General features: G+C 62.3%; 4 protein-coding genes and 1 pseudogene. 2 read left to right on the forward strand and 3 right to left on the reverse strand.

Features of this window, described 5'->3' with window-relative positions; translation table 11 throughout:
- Positions 1 to 41: 41 nt before the first annotated feature.
- Positions 42 to 1,535, reverse strand: a complete 1,494-nt coding sequence (locus FSO04_RS44810; protein ID WP_154567784.1) for an FAD-linked oxidase C-terminal domain-containing protein — start codon at positions 1,533 to 1,535, stop codon at positions 42 to 44.
- Positions 1,536 to 1,636: 101 nt separating this feature from the next.
- Positions 1,637 to 3,052: an FAD-linked oxidase C-terminal domain-containing protein gene (locus FSO04_RS44815; protein ID WP_168436035.1), complete on the reverse strand. Its 1,416-nt coding sequence runs from the start codon at positions 3,050 to 3,052 to the stop codon at positions 1,637 to 1,639.
- Positions 3,053 to 3,291: 239 nt separating this feature from the next.
- Here FSO04_RS44815 and FSO04_RS44820 point away from each other — a divergent pair, with 239 nt between their 5' ends.
- Together FSO04_RS44820 and hmpA are read left to right on the forward strand one after the other, a co-directional pair.
- Positions 3,292 to 3,846 (forward strand): cob(I)yrinic acid a,c-diamide adenosyltransferase, encoded by a 555-nt coding sequence (locus FSO04_RS44820; protein WP_154567786.1) that lies wholly within the window; start codon positions 3,292 to 3,294, stop codon positions 3,844 to 3,846.
- A gap of 99 nt (positions 3,847 to 3,945) precedes the next feature.
- Positions 3,946 to 5,151, forward strand: coding sequence for an NO-inducible flavohemoprotein (gene hmpA / locus FSO04_RS44825; RefSeq protein WP_154567788.1), 1,206 nt, complete (start codon positions 3,946 to 3,948; stop codon positions 5,149 to 5,151).
- A gap of 55 nt (positions 5,152 to 5,206) precedes the next feature.
- On the opposite strand, the pseudogene FSO04_RS48135 reads toward hmpA, so the two are convergent.
- Positions 5,207 to 5,299 (reverse strand): annotated as a pseudogene (locus tag FSO04_RS48135) (helix-turn-helix domain-containing protein); the annotation flags it as partial.
- Positions 5,300 to 5,437 lie beyond the last annotated feature (138 nt).

Genomic DNA, 5,437 nt, shown 5'->3' on the forward strand with positions numbered 1-5,437 from the left:
CGCTGCGGGCCCGTCTTGGGCCGGCAGCGTCACAAGCCGTTTTAAAACCGCGGCAGGTCCGGATGCGGCAGCAAGCCGCCGCGCACATGCATCTTGCCGTACTCGGCGCAACGCGCGCGGGTGGGAATGCCCTTGTCGGGATTGAGCAAGCCCGGCGCGTCGAAGGCACGTTTGACCGCGTGGAATGCATCGCGCTCTTCGGGCGAAAACTGCACGCACATCGAATTGATTTTCTCGATGCCCACGCCGTGCTCGCCGGTCACCGTTCCGCCCAGTTCGACGCAGGTTTCGAGAATGTCACAACCGAAGGCTTCGGCACGGTGCCACTCATCCATATCGTTGCCGTTGAACAGGATTAGCGGATGCATGTTGCCGTCGCCGGCATGGAATACATTGATGCAGCGCAGACCGTATTTCTTCTCCATGACTTCGATGCGCGCCAGCAGCGGTCCGATACTGCGGCGCGGCACGGTGCCGTCCATGCAGTAGTAGTCAGGCGAAATGCGGCCGGCTGCGGGAAACGCGTTCTTGCGCCCGGACCAGAAGCGCAGCCGTTCGTTCTCCGAGCGCGAAATCTGGATGCGGGTTGCACCCTGTTCGCGCAGCACCGCGGTCATGCGCACGATTTCGTCGGCGACCTCTTCAGCCGTGCCGTCGGATTCGCACAGCAGGATCGCCGCCGCGTCGAGGTCGTAGCCCGCGTTGACGAATTCTTCGACGGCGCGCGTAGCCGGTTTGTCCATCATCTCCAAACCGGCCGGAATGATGCCTGCTGCAATGATGCCGGCGACCGCGTTGCCGCCTTTCACGACGTCGTCGAAACTGGCCATGATGACCTGCGCCGTTTGCGGCTTCGGGATCAGCTTGACAGTGACTTCGGTGACGATCGCGAACATGCCTTCACTGCCGATCAGCACCGCGAGCAGATCGAGCCCGGGCGCGTCAGGCCCGAGCGAGCCGAATTCGACGATGTCGCCTTCCATCGTCACGGCGCGAACACGCAGCACGTTGTGCACGGTGAGGCCGTACTTGAGGCAGTGCACGCCGCCCGAATTCTCGGAGACGTTGCCGCCGATCGTGCAGGCGATCTGCGACGACGGATCGGGCGCGTAGTAAAGGCCGTAGGGCGCGGCGGCTTCGGAAATCGACAGATTGCGCACCCCCGGTTGCACGGTCGCGGTCCGGGCATACGAGTCGACTTCGACGATCTTGCGGAAGCGCGCAAGCGACACCACCACGCCGTGACGAATCGGCATTGCCCCGCCGGACAAACCGGTGCCCGCGCCGCGCGGCACGATCGGCACGTCGAGCCGGTGACAGATCTGCACGATGCGCTGGACCTGCGATTCCGTCTCGGGCAATGCGACCGCGAGCGGTAGACGCCTGTACGCGGCGAGGCCGTCGCACTCGTAGGCAACGGTGTCTTCTTCGCGATACAGCAGACAGTGGTTCGGCAGCACGGCCATCAGCGCCTGCACGACTTCGCGCTGGCGTTGGGCGAGAACTTCGGCCGTCAGTTCGACGGGTGCGTTCATATGACTTGTCTCCTGGTGTCTTTCACGCTGCATGCCCGGTCAAGCCTGGTTGTGCGGCAGTAGGCGTTGCCGCTGCCGCACCTTTGAGCGTTGACGATCTCTCAAGCCGCCCAGGAAAAGATCTTGCCCGGGTTCATCAGATTTCGCGGATCGAGCGCGTGTTTGATGGAGCGCATCGTGTCGACGGCGACTTCACCGTGTTCTTCGAGCAGGAAGTTCATCTTGTGCAGACCGACACCGTGCTCGCCCGTGCAGGTGCCGTCCATGCGCAGCGCGCGTTGCACGATGAGATGGTTCAGGCGCTCGGCCTCGACGAGTTCTTCCGGCTTGTTCGGATCGGTCAGGATCGCGACGTGGAAGTTGCCGTCGCCGACATGGCCGACGATCGGGCAGGGCAGCGGCGACGCCTTCAGATCCTGCTCGGTTTCCACCACGCATTCCGCCAGGCGCGAGATCGGCACGCAGACATCGGTCGTGACGGCGCGGCAGCCGGGTTTCAGTTGCAGCATTGCGAAATAGGCGTTGTGGCGCGCGTTCCACAGGCGGCTGCGGTCTTCCGGGCGGGTTGCCCATTCGAAGCCTTCGCCGGCATTCTGCGCGGCGAGCTCCTGCACCAGTTCGGCTTGCTCTTTCACACCGGCTTCGGTGCCGTGGAATTCGAAGAAGAGCGTGGGCGCTTCACGCAACGTCAGGTTCGAATGGCGATTGATCGAGCGGATCGCGAGCGAGTCGACGAACTCGACGCGTGCAATCGGCACGCCCATCTGAATCGTTTCGATGACCGCGCGCACCGCATCGCCCATCGACGGGAACGTGCAGACCGCCGCCGAGACCGCTTCCGGTTGCGGATACAGCCGGACGGTGATTTCGGTAATCACGCCGAGCGTGCCTTCCGAGCCGACGAACAGACGCGTGAGGTCGTAACCCGCCGACGACTTGCGCGCGCGCGTGCCGGTTTTGATCACGCGGCCGTCGGCGAGAACCACCGTCAGCCCGAGTACGTTTTCGCGCATCGTGCCGTAGCGCACGGCGTTGGTGCCGGAGGCGCGCGTGGCCGACATGCCGCCGATGCTCGCGTCAGCACCCGGGTCAATCGGGAAAAACAGGCCGGTGTCGCGGAGTGCTTCGTTCAACTGCTTGCGCGAAATACCGGGTTCGACGGTGACGGTCAGGTCTTCGGCGTTGATCGACAACACCCGGTTCATTTCCGACAGGTCGATCGACACGCCGCCTTGAACCGCCAGCAGATGCCCTTCGAGCGACGAACCGTTGCCGTAAGGGATGATCGGTACGTTGTACTGGCCGCACAGCCTGACGATGGTTTGCACGTCTTCCGTATTGCGCGCGAATACGACGGCGTCGGGCAGTTGGGGATCGAACGGCGATTCGTCGCGGCCATGGTGGGTACGCACGGCTTCCGCGGTGGACACGCGTTCGCCGAAAACGGCTTTGAGGGCAGTCAGCAACTCGGCGGGAAACGGCCGGCGCAGCGGGGCCGGCGGCACGGGATGATTCACGCATGTCTCCTGATATTGGGGCGGAGCTGTTCTACAGCTTGTGCTTCATTTTACGCCGATCACCCGCGGGTCGGCGTTGCGGACGGCTGCCGCTCCTATAATGGCGGCGACCTCACGATGCGCGCAATATGGATAACCCGGTGGCCAACCTGGTGGCTTACTTACCGGATTCACCGGATGGATTCACCGGCGCCGCGAAGACGCATCGTTACTGAATGAATGCATGCATGGGAGACATCATGGGCAACCGCTTGAGCAAGATCGCCACCCGTACGGGCGACGACGGCAGCACCGGTCTCGGCGACGGCCGGCGCGTGCGCAAAGACAGCGCGCGCATTGCGGCAATCGGCGACGTCGATGAACTCAATTCGAATCTCGGCGTGTTGCTGTGCGAAACGCTGCCCGACAAGGTGCGGGCGGCGTTGGTCGCGATACAGCACGACCTGTTCGATCTTGGCGGTGAGCTCTGCATTCCCGGCCACACGATGATTACCGACAGGCATCTAGGCCAACTCGACGACTGGCTGGCCGACTACAACGCGACCCTGGCGCCATTGAAGGAATTCATTCTGCCCGGCGGTTCGCGTGCGGCCGCACTTGCGCACGTGTGCCGCACGGTGTGCCGGCGCGCCGAACGGTCGATCGTCGCTCTCGGCGAAAGCGAGGCGGTCAATGAGGCGCCGCGCCAGTATGTGAATCGGCTGTCCGACCTGCTGTTCGTGCTCGCACGCGTGCTCAATCGCGTGGACGGTGGCAGCGACGTGTTGTGGCAGCACGATCGTAGCGCCGACTAACACGGCGCTTCAGTCCCTTTAAGCACCTGTGACAATCTGTCCGGGGCAAAACTTCTCCTTAAAGATGTATTGTAAATGCATCTTTAAGGAGAAGTCGTTATGACCGCACTCACCGCCGACCAGATCGCCCGCGTCAAAGCCACCGTTCCCGTGCTTGCCGTGCACGGCACGACCATCACCAAACGCTTCTACAAGCGCATGTTCGCGCACCATCCCGAGTTGAAGAACGTGTTCAACCAGACCCACCAGAAGAGCGGCAATCAGCCGGAGACGCTGGCGAAGGCGGTATATGCATATGCCGCCAATATCGATAACCTCGGCGCGCTGGGTCCCACCGTCTCGCGCATCGCGCATAAGCACGTGAGTCTGAATATCCGGCCGGAACAGTATCCGATCGTGGGGCGCCATCTGTTAGGCGCAATCGTTGATGTGCTCGGCGACGCAGTCGATCAGGAGACGCTCGGCGCATGGGAAGTCGCTTATGGGCAGCTCGCGGATATTTTCATCGGCACAGAGGCCAAGCTTTACAAAGGTGCGGCGTGGAGCGGCTTCCGGCCGTTCAAGGTTGCGCGCAAGGAGGTGGAGAGCGATGAAATCACGTCGTTCTATCTTTCGCCCGCCGATGGCTCACCGGCCTGCGGCTTCGAGCCTGGCCAATATCTGAGCGTGAAGCGTTTCGTGGATGAACTCGGCGTCGATCAGCCGCGGCACTACAGTTTGTCGGATGCGCCGAACGGCAAGTGGCTCCGTATCTCGGTGAAGCGCGAAGCCGGCCGCGAAGATACGGCGCCCGGCCATGTATCGAACCTCCTGCACGACGGCGTGGAAGTGGGCGCGGTGGTGCATGTCAGCGCACCATCGGGCGACTTCACGCTGGACCGCAAGACGACGACACCCGTGGTACTGATGAGTGGCGGCGTGGGCGTGACCCCGATGACTTCGATGCTGTCCACGTTGCTTGCCGACCAGAGTGAGCGCAGCGTGACCTTTGTGCATGCCTGCCGCAATGGTCGCGTGCACGCGTTCCGGCAGTGGCTTAACGATACGGTCGCAGCGCATCCCAACGTCACGCGTGCGGTGTTCTACGAAGCCATTGAAGCGTGCGATCGCGCTGGTATCGACTACGACTTCGAGGGCCGCCTCGACCTCACGAAAATCGCCGACAAGGTGATCGTTCCCGATGCGGATTACTACATCTGCGGGCCGGTGCCGTTCATGCGCGCGCAATGCGAGGCGTTGGCTTCGCTCGGCGTGGATTCGGCGCGGATTCACACCGAAGTGTTCGGTTCAGGCGTGGTGGAGTGAAACAAGGGCGCACGGCAAGCGAAGTGCGAAAGCACGCGAGGGCGCGCCGTGCACCTTACCCAACAGCCAGTGTGACCGGCTTGCCGATCCGGCTCATCATTTCGACGAGGGTATCGATGGTGAACTTGGTGGTCTTCTTGTTGAAAACCCGGCGCTCAGGTCTTATACCTTAACGGTACATAGTTCGCGAGCAAGTGGCCGGGGATTCAGTAAGGGCGGTGTTTTAAGCATCAACGCCTTGCGATGTATAAATACATCGTAATACACCGAAACTTCCAAGCGCCAG

Origin of the sequence: Paraburkholderia madseniana (genome assembly GCF_009690905.1) — a bacterium.
Classification (GTDB): domain Bacteria; phylum Pseudomonadota; class Gammaproteobacteria; order Burkholderiales; family Burkholderiaceae; genus Paraburkholderia; species Paraburkholderia madseniana.